The 21601-nt window shown below is 48.6% G+C and carries 19 protein-coding genes; 1 reads left to right on the forward strand and 18 read right to left on the reverse strand.

Going from position 1 to position 21601, the window contains the following annotated elements; genetic code table 11:
- The 4 genes from K384_RS02325 to K384_RS02340 all read right to left on the reverse strand — a co-directional run.
- Nucleotides 1–603, reverse strand: a 603-nt coding sequence (locus K384_RS02325) for a protein kinase domain-containing protein (RefSeq protein WP_038029063.1), incomplete at its 3' end; no start/stop codon positions are given.
- An 8-nt stretch (nucleotides 604–611) separates the two neighbouring features.
- On the reverse strand, nucleotides 612–1442 hold the full coding sequence (locus tag K384_RS02330) for a PP2C family serine/threonine-protein phosphatase (RefSeq protein ID WP_038029065.1): 831 nt from the start codon (nucleotides 1440–1442) through the stop codon (nucleotides 612–614).
- 68 nt (nucleotides 1443–1510) lie between these two features.
- Nucleotides 1511–1687 carry a hypothetical protein gene (locus K384_RS13705; RefSeq protein WP_157630019.1) on the reverse strand — a complete coding sequence of 59 codons (177 nt, stop codon included), beginning with the start codon at nucleotides 1685–1687 and terminating at the stop codon, nucleotides 1511–1513.
- 354 nt (nucleotides 1688–2041) lie between these two features.
- Entirely contained in the window at nucleotides 2042–2767 is a 726-nt protein-coding gene (locus K384_RS02340) for a vWA domain-containing protein (protein WP_051633039.1), read from the reverse strand.
- 207 nt (nucleotides 2768–2974) lie between these two features.
- Between K384_RS02340 and K384_RS02345 the strand changes: the two genes are divergently transcribed.
- Nucleotides 2975–3394, forward strand: a complete 420-nt coding sequence (locus K384_RS02345; RefSeq protein WP_038029069.1) for an OsmC family protein — start codon at nucleotides 2975–2977, stop codon at nucleotides 3392–3394.
- Between the two features lie 411 nt (nucleotides 3395–3805).
- On the opposite strand, the gene K384_RS02350 is transcribed toward K384_RS02345, so the two are convergent.
- From K384_RS02350 to K384_RS02415, 14 genes are all read right to left on the reverse strand, one after another.
- Nucleotides 3806–4312 carry a DUF4199 domain-containing protein gene (locus tag K384_RS02350; protein ID WP_038029071.1) on the reverse strand — a complete coding sequence of 169 codons (507 nt, stop codon included), beginning with the start codon at nucleotides 4310–4312 and terminating at the stop codon, nucleotides 3806–3808.
- 53 nt (nucleotides 4313–4365) lie between these two features.
- Nucleotides 4366–4968, reverse strand: a complete 603-nt coding sequence (locus K384_RS13215) for a retroviral-like aspartic protease family protein (protein ID WP_051633040.1) — start codon at nucleotides 4966–4968, stop codon at nucleotides 4366–4368.
- Nucleotides 4958–5605, reverse strand: coding sequence for an OmpA family protein (locus K384_RS02360; protein WP_038029072.1), 648 nt, complete (start codon nucleotides 5603–5605; stop codon nucleotides 4958–4960). The genes K384_RS13215 and K384_RS02360 overlap by 11 nt, the downstream gene beginning before the upstream one ends.
- A 14-nt stretch (nucleotides 5606–5619) precedes the next feature.
- Entirely contained in the window at nucleotides 5620–7461 is a 1842-nt protein-coding gene (locus K384_RS02365) for a MotA/TolQ/ExbB proton channel family protein (RefSeq protein ID WP_038029074.1), read from the reverse strand.
- Nucleotides 7462–7491: 30 nt separating this feature from the next.
- Nucleotides 7492–8727, reverse strand: a complete 1236-nt coding sequence (locus tag K384_RS02370; RefSeq protein ID WP_038029077.1) for a hypothetical protein — start codon at nucleotides 8725–8727, stop codon at nucleotides 7492–7494.
- A 14-nt stretch (nucleotides 8728–8741) separates the two neighbouring features.
- On the reverse strand, nucleotides 8742–12122 hold the full coding sequence (locus K384_RS02375; protein WP_038029079.1) for a hypothetical protein: 3381 nt from the start codon (nucleotides 12120–12122) through the stop codon (nucleotides 8742–8744).
- A gap of 39 nt (nucleotides 12123–12161) precedes the next feature.
- Complete coding sequence (locus K384_RS02380; RefSeq protein WP_038029081.1) at nucleotides 12162–13631, reverse strand: hypothetical protein; 1470 nt, start codon at nucleotides 13629–13631, stop codon at nucleotides 12162–12164.
- Nucleotides 13632–13666: 35 nt separating this feature from the next.
- The gene (locus K384_RS02385) at nucleotides 13667–14113 is read right to left on the reverse strand and encodes a hypothetical protein (RefSeq protein ID WP_038029082.1); all 447 of its coding nucleotides are present in this window, start codon (nucleotides 14111–14113) and stop codon (nucleotides 13667–13669) included.
- An 8-nt stretch (nucleotides 14114–14121) separates the two neighbouring features.
- Nucleotides 14122–15600, reverse strand: a complete 1479-nt coding sequence (locus K384_RS02390; protein ID WP_038029084.1) for a hypothetical protein — start codon at nucleotides 15598–15600, stop codon at nucleotides 14122–14124.
- 118 nt (nucleotides 15601–15718) lie between these two features.
- Nucleotides 15719–16057, reverse strand: a complete 339-nt coding sequence (locus K384_RS02395; RefSeq protein WP_038029086.1) for a hypothetical protein — start codon at nucleotides 16055–16057, stop codon at nucleotides 15719–15721.
- A gap of 179 nt (nucleotides 16058–16236) precedes the next feature.
- The gene (locus K384_RS02400; RefSeq protein WP_038029088.1) at nucleotides 16237–17763 is read right to left on the reverse strand and encodes a peptide MFS transporter; all 1527 of its coding nucleotides are present in this window, start codon (nucleotides 17761–17763) and stop codon (nucleotides 16237–16239) included.
- Nucleotides 17764–17983: 220 nt separating this feature from the next.
- Nucleotides 17984–19633: a peptide MFS transporter gene (locus K384_RS02405; protein ID WP_038029090.1), complete on the reverse strand. Its 1650-nt coding sequence runs from the start codon at nucleotides 19631–19633 to the stop codon at nucleotides 17984–17986.
- 167 nt (nucleotides 19634–19800) lie between these two features.
- Nucleotides 19801–20715, reverse strand: coding sequence for an MlaD family protein (locus K384_RS02410; protein ID WP_051633041.1), 915 nt, complete (start codon nucleotides 20713–20715; stop codon nucleotides 19801–19803).
- 36 nt (nucleotides 20716–20751) lie between these two features.
- On the reverse strand, nucleotides 20752–21561 hold the full coding sequence (locus K384_RS02415; RefSeq protein ID WP_038029092.1) for an N-acetylmuramoyl-L-alanine amidase family protein: 810 nt from the start codon (nucleotides 21559–21561) through the stop codon (nucleotides 20752–20754).
- Nucleotides 21562–21601 lie beyond the last annotated feature (40 nt).

The raw sequence follows: 21601 nt of genomic DNA on the forward strand, positions 1-21601 counted from the left end.
TTCGGGCGGGGCATATTCCGGCGTGACTGCCATGGAAGGGAAGTGTCCTTCCTTTGTGTGTATTTGTATGCTGTCGAGGTCTGCAATGGAAATGAGACCGTTGGGCAATACAAAGATATTGACGGGTTTGAGGTCGCCGATGACATATCCTTTTTGATGCAAGGCATGCACGGCCGCACAGATATTGAATGCTGTGCGCAGGCGGTAGTATGCCACCATGGGGTGGGAGAAGTAAAACTTTCTCCACGCATGCTCCTGAAATTCGGGATAGTGTTCGAAGTCTTGTGAACAGAGGTATTCGAGCTCGACGCCTTCGGCTTTGGGCATGAGGAATCCGGTGAATTGTCCCTGTTCGTTGAAGAGCAGGTCCATGGGCCATGCAAGGAAGGTGTGCCCGTCCTGTTCGATGATTTCGGGCGGGTTTTGTATCATATAGCGCAGCTTGGCTTCTTTTTGCGCTGCTTTTTCGGGCGAGAAAAACACTTTGGCAACCAAGGAGGTGCGGGTGGGGTGGTTGTTTACTTCATAAACGATTCCTTCACCGCCGCTGCCCAGCATTTCGCCCAATTGGACGGGCGTTCCGTTGGAGGTAAACAGTTGCATGGGTTGGCTTATTTTTTTGCGATTAAGATGAGCGTTTTATCGTCAGTTTCTTCTGCGAAAACAGGGTCCTGGGCAAGATATTCTTCCAAAAACCGGTTAATGGAAGACGTATCCATGCCTTGGGCATACATACGGTGCAGGGCATCGATCATTGGGTCGAGAAAGCCGGCAAAGGGGGTGTTCTTGTTTTGGTAGGCGCCTTTTTCCGGGTTGAATATGGTCGTTTCATAACATACGTTTTCGCATCCGTCTGACATCAATACCACGGCATCTACGGGTTCGTCTATTACCCGGCTTTCTATGTATTGGTCAGGGGCGTTGCCTTCCCAAATAGGCGAAGTAATGAAGATGGTTTCATTGGCATATTCGCCTTTGTAGGGTTGTATCATACTTTTCCACACGCCCCCGGTGGTTCTGTAGCCGGCCCGGCCGTCGCCAATATGAGAACACAATAAATAATGGGGGGTTGCAATGGCCACAATGGCAGTGGCTGCCATGGCTTGTGGTGCCACACGCGCTTCTTTGGCAGCCGCTTCTATTGTCTGTCGTACTCCACGAAAGGCCTGTTTGGCTACTTCATGCCAGGCCGCAGACGCAGGGGGCGTATGGCTGTTGTGCCATCCTTTTTCCTTCAATAAACGGGAAAAATGCTTATAGGCAGCTTCTACCACGATGCCGGCACCGAGGTGGGACAAGGGCGATGAGCCGGCTCCATCAGATACCACACACAGCAGAGCGTCTGTGTCTTTTATGAGTTTGCATAAGTGAGCATCTTGACAAGGCAGGTTATGAGCTGCATGTGAGCTGCCCTCAACAGAAGCGTGCGCAGTGAGCCACATAAGTGCGTAATTTTTTTGTTGATTCCTTTTTCCGTTTTGTGCGTTGTCCTATGTGCCATTCCACACCTTTATCCATCGATGAGTCTTTGGGTGAGAGATGGCAGACTGGGAGCTACTTCCCAAGAAACGGTAGGGGGCGGCTGAAAATCTTCCACTTTTGACGACTTGCTCACGATGGTCATGGTAGCACTCAGCCATTGAAAAAACTCATTGTATTTGAGCCCGTCCAGCGTTTTGGGTGGCATTGACGGGTGACATAATGTGCTAAGTACCCTATGATTGTAATTTTCCGAGCCCACTGCCCAAAAGGTGAATTTTTGTCTTTTTTTACTGCTTCGATAAAGACGTTTATCCCTTCGTTGAGTGCCTGGGGCACCTTTCATTGAGCCCGATACGTCCAGACAAAGCACACACAGGCATTTTTGTTCGTTGTTGCGGGGAACCTCTACAGTGGTTTTTTGGAATAGATTGTCTTCCATTCTCTTTTTCGATATTGAAGGAAATACAGCTTGAATATATTCACTGTGAAATGTATGTGGCAAAAGCATCAGTTCTTAACGGCTTTGCTTTCGGCCGCTGCCGCTTGCTTGAGCTATATTCTATTCATTGGTTTCATCGAAGGGCTTTTGAGTGGGCTCTGCGCTCAGGTCGCTTAACTCCCATGAAGTAATGGGTGGGGGCAAAAAGCGTTTCTCCGGTGACGACTTGCTCACGATGGTCATGGTAGCACTCAGCCATTGGAAAAACTCTTTGTACTTGAGCCCGTCCAGTGCTTTGGGCGGCATGTGCGGGTGGCATATGTAATTAAGCACCTTGTAGTTACAGCCTTGTGCACCCACTGCCCAGAAGGTGAATTTTTTTTGATCTACACCTTCCTTGATTTCTTGTGCCAAACCATGAATGTCTTGCCCTATGTCGGGTTCGCCGTCGGTCATCAGAATCACGAAGGGGCGATAGTAGTTCAAGCCATGCTTTTTGTAGTATTGTTTACGCTCTTCTATGATGCGCAAGGCGGTGCGTACGCCATCGACCAGCCGGGTAGTGCCGGCTGCCTGGAGCGTTGGCATATCAAAGAAATCGATAAGTTCGGGGTATTGCCTTATTTCAATGATGTTGTCAAAAGTAACGATGGCTATTTCGAGGCGCTTGCGTGCCACCGGGTCTTTTTTGACAGCCCTGCTGAACTCCTGCAGCCCCTCATTGAGGGCTTCAATGCGCTTGCCTTTCATTGATCCCGATACGTCCAAACAAAGCACACAAAGACATCTTTGCTCCGAATTCCGGGGTGTTTCTACGATCGTCTTCTTGAATAAATTTTCTTCCATCACAGCTTTCTTTTATGTGTTTCGACTGCTTAAGGCTAAAATAAAAACTTCTGAAAAAAACTGCTGTTTACGCATGACAGACAAGAAGCATGCCATAGAGAGGGGCAAGAAGGCAAGTCAAAAAAAGCAGGCATCTCTTTGGGGTGGCTTTGTGAAATTTAGCGAAATAAGCTAACTTTTGTTTAGTTTATCAAAAACAACATTCGTATGATACGTAGAAAAGCAACTGCACAATGGCAAGGCAGCGGAAAAGCGGGTAAGGGGACCTTAACCACCCAAAGCCACGTGTTGCAAGAAACGCCTTATTCGTTTCATTCCCGCTTCGAGGAAGGCGAAGGCACCAATCCCGAAGAGCTGATTGCCGCAGCACACGCCGGTTGTTTTGCCATGAAGCTGGCATTTAACTTACAGGAAGCCGGTTTTGAAGCCGAACAATTGGAGGTATCCTGCACCATAGAAATGAAAGATGGCACCATAGAAGCCTCGCACCTGAAGATGCAAGCCAAGGTGCCGGGCATCGATGCCGGTCGCTTTGAAGCACTGGCAAACGACGCAAAAGAGAACTGCCCTATTTCCCGTTTGTTGAACGCCACGGTATCGCTGGAGTACAGCTTGCAGCAAGCTTAAAAAATGCCGGAAAGAAGCACAGCCTCTCATCTCGAACGAGCGCAGTGAGGTGAGAAATCTCAATCTCATCAAACCAAGTTTATCTTTTGTCATGTCGAAGGCAGTGAGACCTTTCTTCAAACCAAACTTCTCCTTTGAGGCAAGAGATTTCTCGCTTGCGCTCGAAATGACAAAAGGGGACTCGAAAGAACAAAAAGAGAGACCCGAAAGAACGAAAAGAGGGATGCCGGGAGTGTAAAAAGGGACTCGAAATAACCAAGAGAGGGTATTTGAATGTAAGAAAAAGGGGAGGCACAAGATGGCAAAAAAACATAGTGGAGACATGCCCGGGAAGACAAGATAAAAAAACAAGAGGGCAAAGCAGATGCCCCCTTGTATGCGGAAACTGTTCGACTATGCCCCCGGTAGCATTTATTCCGACCTTTTCAAAATAGCGGCTACGAGCAAGCCAATGATTCCCAAAATGAAAATGTTACCTAAGAAACCGAAGACAGCCGAATAACCGGGCGTCATGAACCGCTTGGCAGTCTCTATGGCTTCATCCGGGGTTCCTTTCTCTTCCATTCGCAAGACAGCTTGCTCTATCGTTGCTTCGTAAAACTCAGGGTTGAGGAAAGAGAAATACACATAAGTGAAAATAGAAGCGATGACTGCCGTAAGCAAGGCTACCATGATACAAACGAGGTAGGCTTGCCCGAAAGAGGCAGAGCCTTCATTTGCCCGCCGGTAAGCAAATATACCCAACGCCATGAAGATGACGGGGACGGCTACGCCCAGAATGCCCACCAAAGTGTTTTCGTGTACGCCCAGGGTCATGGCTGCCAGGCTGTAAATGACGGAAGCCAGCCCTGCGTAGGCACCATATTGGGCACCTACAATAGCCGGTGAGACGCTGCTTGTGTTTTGTTTTTCGTCCATAAGGAAACAATAGTTTGGTTATACCTGCTTCTAAAATACAGAAAAAAGGCTGCTTATTCCAAGAGGATAACTTTCCGGCGGTTGTCTATTTCTATTTTGCCGAAGCGTTGCAAGGCAGACTGCCCCAGCAGCAAAGGAGCGTCAAGGTTTTCGATGACCAGGGCTTCCACGTCGTGGAGGGTGCGGTTGCCGATGCTTACCTGCCGCAGACGCACCACATGAGCTTCGGAGATGCGCCCGGTGGCATCTTGGAACTGCCTTTTTTCCAAAAAATCTTCCTTGCGCAGGGTGCCTTGGCGTTGCAAAACCAGTGCCTCGGCAGCAGAGATACACAGGTTGCTGGCGCCGGTGTCGAACACAAAGCGTAGCTTCAATCCATTGACCGTCACCCATATGTATTGCACCCCGTGCTCTTCTTCAATGGGCAGTATTACCGGGGCGGTGGTGTCGGGGCTTACGCTTACCTCTTCGCTATAGTCCTTGTTTTCTTGTATTGGGCTTGTGGGAGATGCCTTACGTTCCGGCTTGTATGTTGTCTGCGGCTGTTCTTGGGCGGTTCTGGGTTTGCGCTTGCCCGAGCGCCGGGCATCGTTGCAGCCCGTTAGGCAAAGCAGCATCAGGCAAAAGCTGGTGATGACAAGCAGCTTAGTTTTCATCGGCAAAGTATTCAACTTTTGGCAGTATGTGAATCAATATACGTTGATTGCGTTTTTCTTGGGCAGGCGGAAAACGCCCGATGCCACCGGTGCCGGAACCTGCAATTTGCACCTCACATATCTTTTCATCGAATTTGATGCCGTGGCGTTTCCAGAAGCGGTAGATGGCAAGGGCGCGCTGGTAGCTGAGTTCATAGTTGTATTCATAGCCGTCTTTTGATGCCATCCCTTCAATGATGACGACATAGCGTATGTCTTTGTCGCGGTATAAGTCCTGAAGTCGTGAAATCAGCTTTTCTATTTCGCGCCCCACCTGAAGCAAATAACCGTAGTACTGGGGGCGTATATCGTATTTTTTGGTTTCAAACTCTATGTTTTTTTTCAAAGAAAAGCGTTTGTAGCGTGGGTCATATTCAAAATACTTGTCGGGCAGCTCTTTGAGTGCCTGTTCTATTTTTTTGATGCTTTCTACTTGCCGTTGCGTGACCTCCAGCTGCTCTTTGAGCCGGTTGATTGCCTCGGGGTTGTAGGTAGAATACGCCCATACGAACAGCACCAGCATGATGAAAAAAAGTGTAATCATCAAGTCGGTAAAGCTGGGCCAATACATCCCTTCTTCGTTGTCGAATAGGCTCATGACTGCGGCTTCTTTTATTTAAACCATCCTTTGAAGTAGTTGCGCACTTTTTGTAGCCACGAGGCAGCAGGGGACATGCCCTTTTCTTCTGCTCCTGCCATTTCCTCTTCCCCTTGCGAAGAGGGGGGTAGATACTCTTGCCCCGTCTGTCCGTTGTTGACTTGGGAGGTGTTGCTTGGCTGTGCTTGCTTATTTTCGCGTGTTTTTGCCTGATTGTTTACTACCAGTTTGCCCTCTTCAATGAGGGTTTTCATCTGCGCCAGCTTGTCTGTTATTTGTTTGATGGCTTCGTTGAATTGCTCTTGTTGCCGGCTGATGCGTCCGGTTTGTTCTTCTATCTGTTCTATGCGCTGTGGCACCCCCTCTTTCAGGCGATTGAGTTTTTCGATTTCTTCTTCGAGGAGGTTTTTCTCTCTTTTGAAATATTCGAATGCCTCTTGTAAGTCTTTCAGCATGGCTTGATGCTGCTGCTGTATGCTCTCTTTGAGCGCCTCTTGGTTTTTGCGGTTTTGCTCAACTGCATCCTGTACAGGCGGTATTTGTCCGTGCAGATGCTCTACAAGTGAGGTAATTAGCTTGGATATATGCTCTTGCAGGTTTTCATAGCTTTGGCTGAGGGCATTCATGGATTGTTCGTAGTTCTTAGAGATTGTTTCCAGATGGTTCTTATGGGAAGCATTGAGGTTGTTGACAAAGGTTTCTTGTGTTGCTTGATTTTCTTGCAGCACTCTTTTTATATCGCTCACGTATTGCCGGTTGGCTTGCTCCACGGCTTGGGCGTATTGCTCCATCTGCTTGAAGTGCTTGCTCAGGAACTCAAGCAAGGCTTGGCTCTCATTGAGGCGCAGCTCGAGGTTACGGGCTATCTTGTCGATGTTGTCGATGCGTTGCAGGGCAGCATGCAGCGCGACGGTTGTTTTTTCGTTGCTTTGAGTCATTTTGTCAAGAGACTTGATGAAATGACCGAGCGACTCGAAGTTTTCTGCCAGTAGCCTGCTTCGGGCAAGGATTTCTTTCGTTTCGGCAGCCAAGTAGCTCATTTGCTGCAGGTTGTCTTTGTTGAGGATTTGGCTTACTGCCTTGAGCAGCTTTTCGTTTCTGTCGAAGATGTAATCCAGCCGGCGGGTGTTTTCCGTAAACCGCTCGTTGAATTGCATCAGATGGTGATGCATCTGCTCTATGAGACGGCTCAAGCCGCTATCTACCTTGGGCAACACTTGCACCTGAATGAAGGCAAAGAGCGCGTTTTTGCGTTTTTCGGCTTGTTGGGCAGCCACCCGGTAATACACGTTGGCGGCTACGGTCAGCAACACCCCCGCGGCGCTTGCTATCATGGCAGAAGCAATGCTGCCTAAGAAGGAGTTGATGTCCCAGTCGGCTGCTGATTGACTACCACTCAATTCAATGACCCCCACAATGATGCTGATGATGGTGCCCAACAGACCGAGCAGGATGGGCACCGGAATAAGTTGCCGGATGCCTTTCTGCCACGTTTCTATGGGGCGCTCGATGATGTCTTTCATGATGCCGAAATCGATGGCTACATGATAGTTTCTTGCCAGGTAGGCGTTCAAGTTTTGCAAAATAACTTGAAAGGGAACAGTGGGCTTTTGCACACTCAGTACCCTTATGGTGATGGCATCCTCGTCCGGCGTGGTATATACCTCCGGCTTTTTCAGAATATTATGGAGGGCGCCGTCGTCATTCAGGTCTGCCAGAGACACATAAAGCATCAAAAAGCTTAATTCGGTTTCTTCCGGCAGGCTGCTGCGAAGGGTGCTTATCTGCCGGTATAAAATGAAAGCACAGTATAATTGTAGTATACATATGATTGAAATGATAATCCAAGGTATCATTGGCTATAAAGTTATGTTGTTTGTTGTGAGTTACACATATTGAATGACCATCTTTTCGGTGACTACCCATTTGCCTTGTTCAAGGCGGGCACGCCCGGGGCGAATCACCTCCAGCCGCTTGCCGTGGAGCCAGTCGTTGCCTTCGGCTATGACAGAAACCGGATGCAATACTTCTTTGCGGAATTGCATGGCCAGCTCATAGGCAGCGGGGCTTTCTACCAGCCGGAAATCGGCCTCCTGCTCATTGTAGCGGTTCAATACGAAGATGCTGCGCCCTTCTTTGTATTGTGAAGAGGCTTTCTCTGCCAAAAAGTAGCCTTGCGGATTGGGCACTTCGAAGTAATAGGTTTGGGGTTCGAAGGAAGGGGGAGGAGTTGTTGCTTTCGGGGCTTTTTCCTCGGGGGCCGCCGTTTTGCTTTTGTTGTTGGCATTGCGCAGTTCTATGAGCTCATTGCGCAGTTTTTCCACTTCCTCCTTCAGGTGTTTCAACTCACTTGTTGCCATGGACATTTTTGAAGTGGTGGAAGATGAGCCGGAGGCAACATGGCGCTGCTTTCTTTTCTTGTTCCTTTGCAGAAGCAGCCATCCCAGCAGCAGTGTATTGAGCAAGGTCAGTGCCCAGAGCAAATAGTGTGGGCGGTCGTCCCCCGCTTGGCTGATGACAGGAGACTGCACTTTCACAGGCGCCTCTTCCTCAGCGGCGGTCGGCTCCCGGTATTGGGCTTCTTGTGGTGGCTCGTCTGCATTTGCCTCCTCTTCGGGCGCTTGCGACAAGGCTGCCTCTTGAAAAAGCCGCGAGATGTAGGCTTCTATGTCGGCTTGGGTTTGTTTGAACAGTTCCTTTTGGGACGAGTACTTGCCATCGGGACTCAGCCGGTCCCCGGCAAACTCTTTGAGCTGCCCCGAGCGGAAAAAGCCTTCCCGGAAGAAGCGGAGCAGGCTCGCCTCATTGAGCGGGCGGTATTGAGGCGGGAGCTCCAAGTCGCGAATCTGCTGCACCAGCCGGGCGTTGTCTATAGCTCTTTTGGATTCCAGCGTGGCAATTAGTCTCTCAAAGGTTGGCGGTTTGTTACAGTCGCCACAAACCTTGTTCACGCTTGCTTTGGTTACGTAGGAGGCAGAGCCGTGTTGAACAGAAAGTTGCGTGAGCTTGCAGGCAGCATAGCGCTTAAACTGATTGAAAACCAGCGCCTCTCTGTCGTCGGATTGAGCGCCGGCAAAGAATGCCGGCAGGGTCAAGAAACATATATACAAGAAGATACGCATAGTCTTTCGTCGTTTTACTTTTGATTAGATTGTGCTACATCTCTTGTCCAGTCTGCATACAAAGCTTCGCGCAGCTTAAGAATTACCGGCACAAAGAAGGGGTCGTTTTCAAAGTGGCTGTCATTGGAGATATACTCGCTGCTTTGGTCGTGGTCTTCGATGGCGTTGCTGATGGCATCGGTGGTAAGGGGCTTTTCCAGCAGCTCAAAGAAGCCTTTCAGCGCTTCTGCATGCACATCGAATTGTTTGGTGAGATTGAGCGTTTGGTTGATAGCCATGAAGCACTCATTGAAATCCTGAAATTCCTGTAGAACCCTTCCGGCTACTTCGGGCGATTTGACTTCTTCATAGGTGAACTCTTGTTTGACTTTGTTCAGCAGCAGCTGCGTGTAGCTCACCATAAGCTCTTCATCTTGTTGTGGGTCAAAGGCAATGTTTTTTGTCATAAGCACCCCTTTGGCAGAAAGCTCTTTGGCTACACTTTCTTCAAACTTCAGGTTGAGTGCATTCACTTCCTCTCCATAGGCACGGCGCACCAAGTCCAAGGTGAATTTGTGGATGGCAGAGCCTTCGCTCCACTTGCTCGAAATCATGGAGATAACCCGTGCACCATTGCCACTGAAGGTGAAGGTATATGGCACACCCAGTCCTTTTTGCTTTGCCAGCTTGGTAGCATAGTAAACCAAAGCGGCATAGAAGTAGAGGAATACAATCTTCATGCGCTTATGGTTTTGCAGGCGCCAGGTGTAAGAGTAAACGGAGCGATCAACTTGTTGAAGGCCGGGGTGGTCCTCCAAACTGAAAAGAATCATGTTTTTAAGCCAGAAGTCCTCGCTGCCCAGCTTCATGATATCGCTAATATCGGAGTTGCTTTCCCGCAGCACGTCTCTCAGTTTATTGATGATTTCGTCATACACCTCGCTAAACCATTGAGGCGTGGCACGTGGCTTGTATTCGTTGCCAAAGAGCACGTTGCCGGCGTAGCGCACCGAGCTGATGAGTTGGGCGGTGCTGTCGCCTTGATAGAATATCAAGTCGGAGGTGCCGCCCCCTATGTCAATCGATACGGCGAGGTTGCTTCTGCCGCCTACGTCAGGATATTTTTGACGGTAGTAATAGAAAGGTGCTACGGACTCAAGCACCGGCTTGGGCTCGCAGTCTTTGCTGATATATTCTTGACAGAGTTCCTTCCATATATTTTCGAAGCTTTCACGGCGCCCCTGCGACATACTGCTGGGGAACAACCAGGTGATGCGCGTCATCTTCAGATTGCCGTCATTCAGAAGCACTTTGTTGCGTATGAGCAGCATCACTTCCGACAAGAATCGCTTGATATCCGAGGTGTCTTTGCCGCCGGTCCATTTCAAGTTTTTTACCGCCGTAACGCCCAGCCCCTCGAGCGATTTTCTGCCAAAAGCAAAGCCGATGGCGCTATTGACAAGCGGCTTGGTGTCTTGGTAAGTACTTTGGATGTCTTTCAGCAGGATGGTGGGTTGCGGGAAATGATACAGCGTGCCGGGAGCAATTTCCTGCGGTACAAACAACTGCTCTATGCGCCCGGGCAGCACCAAGCTCTCAATGCTTCCTTGCGTTTGGTCGAAGCGCAGTAGCGAAACCGTCTGGCGGTCGTGTTCCTCGAGGATGTCGAAAGGCTTCGGATCACCGGAATTATCTATGGTGTATTCTATGTGGGTATTGTTGGTGCCGAAGTCAATACAGAAGTGAAATTCGCGGCTGCGGTGTTTGCTTATATCTTTCCATTTGGGAATTGCCACGCCCCGGTTGCCTTGCCGGTCTTCTATTTCCAGATAGTCGAAGCTCTCACTTAACCAATAGTGCTTGATATCATAAAGTTTATCAGCACGCTGCACTTCGATGGCATCGCCTTTTTGGGGCAGCGAGTCCGCATCCGGTGCTACTTTGTAGAAGTGAAGCTTCACTTCGTTTTCTTTTTTCATATTGACCATCTGCAAAGCATAGAAAGGCCGGATGCCTGCCTCTTCGAAGCGTATGGGGGGCAGCATGGCAATGTTCGCTTCGAATGTCCGTATGTAAAAATCATCGCTTAAGTCAGCACTTATGGGCGGATTATAGCGTCGTTCGAATTGAATAAAGCCTTGCGCAATGGGTATGCTCAAAGTTACTTTTACGGCTAAGCCTACGTATTCGGCTTTTATGGAAGGCGTGCCGGGGTCAGGGCTCAATAAATCTTCTACGGTAAAGAAGCGGAAGAATTCCTTCTTCAAAGGATACAGATAGGTTTTTTCCTCCTCTTCTTGCTTTAAGCTGAAAGCGTGGAATGCCTCCTTGTTGAGGGCTGCGGGCAGCTCTATGAGAGAAGGAGCCAGGAAATCATCGTCTGTGACGAAGGGGTATTGGATGTTGAGCTCGGGCAGCGTGCGCTTGTCTATCTCTTCGGATATGTATTGGCGCACTATGATGCGTTTGTCCCACATTTTGCCCTCAATGTAAATAACATCCCCCTCATAGCCTTCTTTCAAAACCAGTGGTTTTTTGGATACGCGTTTCCTTATACCGCTGAGCAGGAACCCACTTTTTTGCACTTTTTCGTTACCTCGGTGCGGGTCTTCCGTACGCAGTGCCACCTTGCACATTTCCAGCACACCGTTGCCCAAGTCCAAGGCAGGATATTTCTCTATGTCTTTTTCGGACAGGCTTTCCAGCCCTTGCACAAAGTCGCGCCTTTCCTTACGCAGTTGTTCTATCTCACGCTCAATATACCTGTGAAGTGCCGGGAAGTAGGTGCGGAAATATTTGTCTGTACTGAGCAAATACATGTAGGTGATGAAATCGTCTTGTCGATTCCGAAGCGGTACAATCTTTTGAAAGGCAGTATGCTGGTCGAGCGCAAGCGGGGGCAGGTCGTCCACATCGCCGGCTACGGCAAAGAGCGTGAGGGGGGAGGTGGCACCTATAATTTTGCCGCTGTATTTGATAAGGTGAATGGCATTCCACAGTCCGGTGTGGTAATCTTCTTGGTCTTGCTTTAAAAATATGTTCAATACCTTGCCCAAAGCGCGATGCCCTTCATGAGCGGAAGATACGAGTGTTTCGAGCGATTCGGTTTTCTTCCAGCTGACAATGCGCAGGTCGCTTTGTGTTTGGTGCAGACGCTTGTATTTGAAAAAGATTTCCGCGATGTCCAAGGTATAGGATACCAAGCGGGCGTCTTCCAGTCCGCCCTGTCCTGTGTTTATATTTTCGAAAGCTTGATATACTAAATCAAAGCGTGCCAGAGGCGAAGGGATGGCGGTGGATTTCACTTGAACGGCACCGCCCTCAGGGTCCTTGATGTTGAGTATGTCTTTGTCGCTGTATGGGTCAATATCGAACCAATGCTCGTCTTTCTTGCCTGAATAACCAAATACTGCCATAGTTTTAATGTTTTGAGTAGTTTGTAATTAAGAAATAGACTACTTATAGTATTCTTCAATAAAAGCGCGGGTGGCGTCGTGGAACAGACGCAGCACCTTCTGATTCACATTTTTGTAGGTGGCTCCTTTGGATATTTTGTTGAGCTTGTCGTCCAAGTCGGTGTAAGTGACGTCTCCTTTGGCCAGCCCCAGCATTTTCTTTTTGCTGCCATGAAAACCGCTGATGAAGCTTGCCAACGAGGCGTCTTTCGAGAGGTTGAAAGGCGCAAAGGCACGGTCGTTACGTGCCATCTCTTCGAGCCACTCTTCGAAGCCGCCCAAGAAGCGCGCCAGGTAATTGCGGTAAAATTCCGTATTGAGCCATGACTTCTCTACCTTGGGGTCGGTAGTGCTCCATGCCTGTACTTCCAGTGTTTCGGGGGCACGTTCCTTCCAGTAGCGGTGCATGAGATAGAAACTGCTCAGGGGTAGCTTGATTTTATCTTGGGTTATTTTTCCCAATTTGGTGAAATCTATCGTGCGGCTGTCTTCCATGATGCCGAATTCGCGGTGATAGCGGTCTTCCAAGGATAAATTCCCGGCTTCCATGAAATCGAGCACTGCCAGCGCCCCGATGAGTTCTGCAAAGTGGGCATCGTTTTTTTGTCCGCCTTCGCCGGGGTCGTTTTTGTAGGCTTTGCCTTTGTAGTTATTTTCGGCAAGATAGTAGAAGGCGTTAATTTCCTCACGCAGGTGTTTTTGGTAGTAGCTCAGTGCCGCGCGGGTTTTGATATAGAACTCAGAGGTTTGAATGGGGCTGTTGCTGCTGTTTTCCAAGTTGAAGTAGGGCATCACCACCAAGGTGCCTATTTTGGCATTGCTCAGGTGCCCCTTATTGGACAGGTTGGTGTCTTTGGCGCCCCGGATCAGACGTACCAAGCTGGGCAGCCCGGCAGCTCCGGTGCCGCCAAAAATAGAACCGATGATAAAGATGCGGTCTTGTTCGTTGAACTGGTTGGCAAAGGCTTGAATTTCTTCGAGCTCTTCGAGCAGACTCATCATCACCACACTGCCTATGTTGGGATTGCCCACGAAGCCAATTTCCATGTCGATGTCGAGCATGGGTATTTCGTTGCCGTATTTGTCGACAGAAGAACCTGAGAACAGGAATTCTGCCAGGGCACGGCTATCTTCATCCATTAAAGACAGTTCTATGAAATCGCGGAATTTCTTGGCACTGACTTCCTGCAGGCTGCTTGCAAAATCTTTGGTGCCGTCCAATGCTTTGACGGGTATGCCAAAAAAACCGTTGTCATTGCCTGTTTCTTGAGTGATTTGCCTGTATAGTTTCAAATATTGCAGGGTGCGCTGCAGGTCTTTATTATGCTTGTGAGGATCCAAAAGCACAGGAATAATGGTGTATTCGTCTTCTGTTTGAGGCTTCACACCGGCAGCCATGAGCATGGTCAAGGCTTTGATTACTCGTGCGCCTGTGCCTCCGATACCGAATAAATACAGTTTCTTTTGCATGACGGATTATGGGTTTAGCTGAAGTGTGTTTTTGTTTACCAAGGACGTAATGGAGTTGTGTTGCGGCAGTTGGTGCTGAAATAGCGGAAAAGGAAGCTGAGGGCTATTGTCAGTATCAAAGTCAACAGGGCTTGTGTGAGCCCCACACTGATGACATCGCCATTGGTAATGACCAGCTCGGGGCAATAGTTGCCTTCTTGTGTAGCAGAGGTGGCAATCCCGTAGCCTACGATGAAGTTAAGAAGGGTAGCGCCGCCGATAAACATCCACAGGTGCCAAGCCCGCACCAAGCGGGGCGAATCAATAAGTTTGTAGTATAGCAGCAAGGTGAAAATGACAATGCCTGCTAATGCCCAGAAAAGCCAGCCGTAGTAGAAGGTGCCCATGTAATCGGTGCAAGTGATATCCCAGCCACGCAGGTGCTCGCCCATATCGCGGGAGTAGGTGGAAAAGGTCTCGTAAATCCAAGCTATCCAGTCCATAGTTTATGCTATTTTTGTAGTTTAATGTTGATATTTATAAAAGCAGCTTCATTCTCTTTTTGCGGTGGATAGAAAGCTTCATACACGCCACTGAACAGATGGTAAAACCCAAAAGTCTTTTTTTGCTCTTCGGGGTCATTGGCTATGTCCCGGTCGTCGGTGCTGCCGGCTTCCTTGACCCATTCCGGAAATTGAGGAACAAAAGCTATGTGCAGCTGCTCTTCGGCGAGGGTGCCGGTCGTTAGCGTGAATCGATGAGTAAATGCCTGCTGCGCGTTCTTTTCTTGTGGGGTGAGCGGGCGTATGCTCAGTTTATAGTTGGGGTTGCTGATGCGCCAAGCAGATGGGTTGGTAAGGCTCGCCTCGTCAAAGGGCAAGCCCGACAAATCGACGTTCATATGGAATGTAAAACGTTTTTTTTCGGGGTCTTCTTTTGCATTCAGCAGTTGCCCCGTGCTTAAGCCTGCCAGGTCAAAGCTTCCTTCACGAGGGTTGGTCAGCAGCTTAAAAGGGAGGTCTTTTTTGCCGGCGGGCAGCAACACATATTTATGCAGATAGCCTCCTTTGATATTTTCCACTATTTTTTCCTGAAGAATGCGCTGTATTTGCTCGTCGGTGCCTATAATCCAGATGTAGTAGGGGCGGGTGCCTTCAAACAAGACTGGCGGAGGGACTACCCGGTAGTAATAGCCCTTGAAGTTGGATTCCATGTGAAGAACAATGACGCCCAAATCCTGCTTTTTGAGTTGCTCGCTGAACAAGATGCGCATGCCGATGCTTTGGTTGGTCAAATAATCTTGGGGTGATGAATTAGACTTTGGGCCCGGCGAAAACACAAAATCCGAAACCAACACGGTGGCATTTCTTTCATTCACCTGCTTGAGCAGATACTCTACTACTTCTTTTAAGTCGGATACACTGCGGTTGCCGCCCCGTAAGCGAAACACATCCGGCTCCAGTTTTTGAATAAAATCCTCAATATCTTCGGGAAGGGCATTGAGTTTCTTGTAGGGTACGGTTTGGTTGATGTAATAGAGATTAAGGCTGTCACAAAAATCGGCAATCTTGAAGTCTGCCAACAGGTTATAGACGGCCGATTCGAATTGCGTAACGCCGTTTACGTAGCCGTCCATGCTGGCTGAGTTTTCTATAAAGGCATGTACATTGAACTTGCCGGCTTTTTGGGGAGTACTTGGAGTCCACAGGTTATTTACCGTGAGGTCGTTGCTGCGGCTTTCAAGGTATTTTTTTACGTATTGGTACAGCTTGTCCGGGTCAATGTTACCTTCTGCATTTTTGAAAGCAGGAATATCGAGTTTTTCAGCTTCTTTTAGAATCTTTTTGAAGTCGTCTTCCGAAAATTCTTTATCCCTGACAAGCCGCTCAATTCTTGCATTCAGGTGCTCGATGGGATTGCTTCCACAAGCGACGATTTGTAATAGCAGCACGCATAAAAGTATGGGTAAGCCTTTCTTATGGTATATCATATTCTTTATTTTTTAAATCACGGCTATGAATATAGCAAATAAAGTTTTGAGATGGGGTAGTTTTGTAATCATTTTAAACTACTCTTAAGAAAGCGCTCATCACTGTCTGTCTGTTTGTCTATTGTTTGGCTTGTGGGGTATCCGGCTCTATGTAATAGCACGAGCGGATGGTGGTTTTGCGTTTGGTGCCTCTGCCAAGCTTACCGCCGATGCCTGCTTTTTCAAGTACCACCCGCAGCAAGAAAGCAGTTTTTATAGCTCCGTTAAACCCTACATTGGCAGGTATCTGGAGTGCCTGCCGGATGAAATTATCCGTTTCGGGTGTTTCCGGATAGTAAATTTTCTCCAGGTGTATGACTTTTCCTTCGGCATATACCTTTGCGGATATGCCTGCGCGCCGGAGAGCCTCGGCAATCTTAGGCACAAGTTTTTCGGGGTCTTCAATGCGTTTTGTCATGGGTGTTATTATTTTAGGCAAGTCATTTGTATAAATATATTGGAATTTTATTAAGCAAAGCAAGATAAAAGCAAAAAGATAGCAGATAACATTTTTACAAGCTTGCAACTGCGGTCAAAAAAAAGACAACCTTCCAAGAAGGCTGTCTGGCATTACAGGTAATAAAGGTTCTTTTTTTCTTAGTGAATCCCTTTCATGGCTTTGTTGAGCAACGGAGAAAGCAGAATCAGCACAATGCCACTGCCCAGCATCCAGTAAGTAATGAAGGGGTATAGCTCAAGCATGAAGCCTTGGGTTTCGGCTTGGTGGGCATTGAATTCTTCCAAGAAAGTCTCCAGCATGCCTGCCAGGTAGTTGCCGGCAGCGAAGCTCGCCATCCACAAGCCCATGACCACGCTCACCAGCTTGCGGGGGGCCAGCTTGGTAATCATCGAAAGCCCAATGGGCGAAAGCATCAGCTCACCCAGCGTAAGAATGACATACACGGCTACCAGCCACAGCGGCGACACTTTGCCGTGTTCTGCCAAGGCATCGGCTTGGGTCATGATGGCAAAGGCAAGTCCTCCCAGCAGCAGCCCTAAGGCAAATTTAATAGGGGTGCGGGGGTTGAGTTTGCGTTGGTCCAGCTTCAACCACATGACCGAAAAGAGCGGAGCGAATATCAAAATGGCCAGCGGGTTGATGTTTTGGAACCACGTAGTGGGCACTTCCCAGTTCAATGCTTCTATGAAACGGTTGGTTTTTTCCTCAGCAAAAAGGTTGAAAGTGCCACCTGCCTGCTCAAAGCCTGCCCAGAAGGCTACATTGAAGAATGCCAGCACCAATATAACGCCCATGCGGCTCCACTCGGTTGCCCCTTTGGTATTGCTCACAATGACCCAAAGAAGTCCCAAGATGAGGACGGCAAAGCCTGCTTTTACAATCACATCGGTGGTGGTATCGGGCAGTTGCCGCCACCCCCAGATGATGCCGCCGGTGAGTAAAATAAGCACGACCGCCAAAACAACCAGCTCTGCCCAGTCTTTGTTGGTCAGACGGGTTTGCCCTAACTTGGCATGCGGCGGCAAACCATACCCATTCAGCGATGTTTCTTTGGCAAAGAGAATCAACATGCTGATGAGCATGCCCACGCCGGCAGAGAAGAAACCCCAGCCCCAATGCACTTGTTCGCCCAAGGCACCTGCCAAGAAGGGACCTAAAATAGCCCCCAAGTTGATGCCCATGTAAAAAATATTGAAAGCTGAATCTTTGCGCGGGTCGTTGTCGTCATACAGGTCGCCCACAATAGTGGAGATATTGGGCTTAAAGAAGCCGTTGCCGAAGATTAAACAGCCCAAGCCATAAGAAAAAATAAAGAAGCGCAAATCGGGGTCCAAGCTGTGTGCCATGAAAGCAGAGGCAGCCAGCAAAAACTGACCGGCAGCCATCATCACAGCCCCCGTATATACAGCTTTTCTCTTGCCCAAAAAACGGTCGGCAGCCCATCCGCCAATGATGGGGGTCAAATATACCAAGCCTGTGAAGATGGCATAGATAGCCAAGGCTTCCTTGCGACCCATGCCAAAGCCGAAGTTATCGAGATTGGCTACCAAGTAGAGTACCAGTAGGGCACGCATGCCGTAATAAGAAAAGCGCTCCCACATTTCAGTGGTGAAGAGCACATATAATCCCGAAGGGTGTGTTGTTTTTTTCGTAGAAATACCCATCTGCAATATTTTTTGGTTTACACTAAACTGCGCAATAATAATAAAAAGCTTTCAAAGAAATGACGGAATAATGCAAGTTCCACTTCTGTTTGAAAAAAATAAATATAAAAAAACACCCTCTAAGCCGGTGCATTTTCCCGTCTTTACCGCAAACACAAATAAAAAAGCGGCTCTCTCAAAAGAGAGCCGCCCCGGGAAAGTAGAAAGAAGGTTTTAATTATTAATAGTGCCCCGTTTTGTCTTTCACTACCTTGGCTATGGAGCGCACTTTTACAAACAGCAGGATTGCCGCCAGCATAGCCCCCGCAAAGTTGATATAGAACGGAAGGGCGAGGTTGCTGCTTTCTGCCCCTACATGACCCACCACGCCACTCAGCTTGTTGCCTATGGCAGTAGCCAAAAACCATCCGCCCATCATGACGGCGGTCAGGCGCTGCGGGCTTAGCTTAGACACCAGCGACAGCCCCATGGGGCTCAGGAACAGTTCACCCACCGTAATGACGGCATAGGTGCCCACCAGCCACCAAGCACTCACTTTTACGGCGCCGTTTTGGCTTGCAAATACGGCTGCTACCATCACCAAAGTAGAAAGCCCGGTGATAAACAAGCCCCAAGCTATCTTGGCAGGCGTTGAAAGGATGACACCCCGTGCCTGAAGGAAGTTGAAGAAGGCAATGACCAAAGGTGTGAATATGATGATAAAGAATGGGTTGAGCGACTGAAACAGCTCCGTAGAGATTACATAAATAGAGCTGCCGGGGGCGGGCCATTCTTGCGGCGGCATGTTTTTGAAATAATAAGGCAAGTCCTCCTGCATGCTTTGGGCAATGGCCGCGGCATCCGGCGCTTCCGGTATTTTTATGTTTTCGGGCATCTTTATTTCTTCCAAGAAACCGAAGGGTTTTAGCGTTGCCTGCATCTCACTGCTCACGCTGCGGTCGGTATAGCTTTTGGCCCACTCGGTCAATACATTCCCGTTTTGGTGGAAAATCATCCAGAAAATAATGACCACAAAGAAAATATAGAGTAGCGCACCTATTGCCCCTTTGTCAGAAGCAGAGGCTTTGACATACAGCGACACATAAAAGATAACAATGGGCAGGCAGGCAAAAAGAAAGATGTCGTTGGTGGTAGAACCCAGGAAGTTGTCTACCCCCACGAGGCGCGGCAGAAAATAACCCAAAGCACCGGCAAGCAGGGCAGGCACAAAAATATAACCGAAAATCTGCTCCAAAGGCATGTCTTCGGCTTGTGTGGGTTGTATTACGTCTGCTTCTTTTATATGTTTTTGACCTGCAATGAATATAATCAAACCAAGCAACATGCCTGCGCCGGCGGCAGCAAAGGCATACCCCCAGCCGTAGTTGTTGCGCATATAGGCAGCCACAAAGTTGCAGACAAACGCCCCGATATTGATACCCATGTAAAAGATATTGTAGCCTTTATCTTTCAAAGAGGCATTTTGAGGGGTGTTGTACAGGTTTCCCAGCAAGGTGGAAATATTGGGTTTGAAGAAACCGTTGCCCAAAATAACCAGCAGCAGGGCGGTGTAAAAAGGTATGACGCCGGGAAGCGACAAGGTCAGATAGCCACCGGCCATGAGCAAGCCGCCTGCAATGATGGTGGAGCGGTAGCCGAAGATACGGTCGGCAAGCAAGCCTCCCAAGAAGGGCGTCAGGTAAACCAAGGCGATGTAGGTGCCATAAATATCATTGGCAAAAGCTTCATTGAAAGCCAGCCCCGATTCTTTATCGGTCATATACAAGTAAAGAATGCCCAGCATGAGATAGTAACCGAAGCGCTCCCACATTTCGGTGAAAAAGAGCACATAGAGCCCCTTCGGGTGCTTGGCAGAAGTAGAATTGTTCATATGCAATATATTTTTGTTTTTACTATAATCTGCACAATGATAATGAAAAGGATTTAAAAAATTAAAAATAAAAGTGTGGCAAATGGGGCAGTGTTGTTATAAAAAAAATGCCCGGGCATGCTGTTTGAAACGAGCGCCCGGGCATCCGGTTGAACTGAAATAAAAGCTTAAAAAACAGATACTTTGATATAACGGCGGGGGTTGTTACGCAAATCGATAAGCAGCTTGTCCAGGTCGGCAGACAGTTCCACCAGATTTTGATAAAGCGCCTTGTCATGCAGCAAAGCCCCCATGCTTCCCGAAGGGTCATTGGCTTGCTCGAGCACCTGCTGCAGGGCGGCCAAGCTTTGGCGGGTTTGTTCGATGGTTTGTTGCAGAGGCAAATGCTGCAGGCTGTCGGCTACGGCATCCAGCTTTTGCATGGTCTGCGGCAACTGGGCAGTAGCTTGGTTCAGGTTGCCACTCATTTGCTCCACTTGCTGCAAAGTGCTGTGCAACACAGGGCGGTTTTCATGCAACATGGCCTGCAATTCTGCGGCACTTGCCGACAGGTGCTGCAGGGTTCGTTTCGAAATGTCACCGACGCCTTCAAAATCTATCAGCAGACTATTGATAAGCGTAAGCGTGCTGTCCAGCTTTTCAATGATGGGCTTGGTTTGCTTCTCAATGGCAGTGAACATACCATCTTCTCTGCTGCTGCGCAGGGTGTCGCCGTCTTGGTGTATTTCCTGCGACCGGCTCAGGAGCAGCTCTATCTGCATACCACCCAGCAGTCCGTTTTCGCGCAGCAGTGCCACACTGCCCTTGGGTATTTCTATGTCGCCATCTACTTCCACTTCCACGAGCACCTGCGATTTGTCTTGGTTGAGCCGCATTTTGGTTACCATGCCTATGGTGACACCGTGAATGGTGACGGGGTTAGATACCATCAAACCGTTGGTGTTGTCGTAGGGAATGTAGTAGGTATTGTTGCTGCTAAAAAAACCGCGTCCTTTTAAAAAGTTAAATCCAAAGTAGAGCATGCTCAAAGAAATGATGGCCAGCAGTCCTACTTTGGCTTCTTTCGATAGTTTCAGCTTCATAGTTTTTGATGTTGTTTAAAGGTGCAAGCTAAGAATTTATAGTGATTCAAGTTCTTTTTTGTAGTCCCGGAAAGCCCGGAAAATAGCCGAAGCAATCAGGGTTTGCCCCCATGAGTCATTCAAAAACTTCTCTTCTTCGGGGTTCGACAAATAGCCGATTTCTATAAGTACACTGGGCATGGCACTGCGATGCAGCACCACAAAGCCCGCCTGTTTGATGCCCCGGCTGGGGCGTTTGGCCCGCTCACGGAATTGGTAGTCGAGCAGCTGGGCAAAACGCAAGCTGTTTTCGAGGTAGGCGGTCGAGTAAATAGACATCATAATGTGGGATTGGGGCGAGTTGGGGTCAAAGCCTTCATACACTTCTTCATAGCCTTCTTCCAAATAGATTACGGCGTTTTCGCGCTTGGCTACCGCCAGGTTTTCTTCGGTTTTGTGCACCCCCATCACATACACCTCGGTGCCACTTACTTCGGCACGCTTGGCAGGCGAGGCGTCAATGGCATTGCAGTGGATGGAAATGAACAGGTCGGCTTTGTTTTCATTGGCTATCGAGGCGCGTTTATGCAACTCCACGAACTCATCTTTCGTGCGTGTATAGATGACTTTCACGTCGGGCAAATGTTCCCGGATGGTTTCGCCCAGTTTTAAAGCTACAGCTAAGGTGATGTCCTTTTCTTTTGTAAATTTGCCCGAGGTGCCCGGGTCATGCCCGCCGTGGCCGGCATCAATCACAACGGTTTTGAGCTTATATTGAACGAATTTATGGGTATTGAGTGCACTGATTGGCGCACAAACCAGGAACAAAGAGACTATTGCCATAAAAGAAACGACGCGCTTCCACATATGTTTAAAGATTCGGTTAAAGTTCACTTTTACAAATTTG

This window comes from Thermonema rossianum DSM 10300, assembly GCF_000426825.1.
GTDB classification, from domain to species: Bacteria; Bacteroidota; Bacteroidia; order Cytophagales; family Thermonemataceae; genus Thermonema; species Thermonema rossianum.